The 936-nt window shown below is 61.9% G+C and carries 2 protein-coding genes; both read right to left on the reverse strand.

Annotated features, from left to right (window positions below):
- Positions 1-228: oxidoreductase (locus ACK8OU_RS20300; protein WP_458524364.1), on the reverse strand; the 228-nt coding region annotated here is incomplete at its 3' end.
- 134 nt (positions 229-362) lie between these two features.
- The coding region (locus ACK8OU_RS20305) for a hypothetical protein (RefSeq protein WP_410305138.1) at positions 363-936 on the reverse strand (574 nt) is incomplete at its 5' end.

Here is a 936-nt window from a genome sequence, read left to right on the forward strand (position 1 = left end):
CGAGTAAAGTCCAAGGCAAGCATGCGTGACGCGGCCGCGGCGCTCGACATGCGCCGCCTCGGAGACGATCAGGCCGACCCCGGAAATCGCGAAGCGGCCATAGTGCATGAGGTGATAATCGGAAGCACAGCCGTCATTGGCACTGTACATGTCCATGGGTCCAACAACGACACGGTTGTCGATCGAAATGCTGCGCAGTTTAAAAGGCGTGAAGAGTTCACTTGGCATGGCGCGACCTGCAGTTGGATTGAGTGGGCGGGCGAGAAAACAGCTTGTGGGTCCGTGCCGAGTGAAGGTGCTTCGCGCCCTTCGCGACGCGGAAGCCACGCAGTTCGGCCGGCGCGAAGGGGAACGTGGACACCTCAGGCCGCCACTCTTCTGCCGGTCATCACCATGTCCTCGACGCGCCGGCAACCGTGCTGCTGGAGCGTCACGATCGCATCAAACAGCGCATCGACGTCGAACGAGCGATCCAAAGGCGCGATCAGGCTGAGAGCCTTGGCTTTGACATCGTCAAGCGACATGGGGCGTGCAGGCGTGCCGATGCTGTCCATAACAGTCGCACAGCGTGTTGTCCCATCTGCCAGCGTGATCTCGACAGCCGTACCGAAGTGATCGGGAAAGTGACGTTCGATCTCGTCATCGGCGCTCGCCTCGACCTTGTCGGCGATGGCCAGGATGGTCGGGTCGTTGAGGTTTTCCTCGCGATAGGCATCAAAGCGCGTCGGCCCGACCGCCAGTGTGGCGCCGACAACGAAGGGCAGGCTGTACTGTGCGGCCATCGGCGATCGCGGGCGGCGAAGCATGTGCTGGTTGGGTATGGCGTGGGGCCCTCGCACATGGATGCGCCGAATGATGGACGGGTCGGTCGTATAGCCGTTGGTGACCTCGCGGAGCCCATCGATCAGAGAATGGAACAGCCGGCAGCACGAATAG

Origin of the sequence: Pontitalea aquivivens, assembly GCF_046507575.1 — a bacterium.
Lineage (GTDB): Bacteria > Pseudomonadota > Alphaproteobacteria > Rhodobacterales > Rhodobacteraceae > Pontitalea > Pontitalea aquivivens.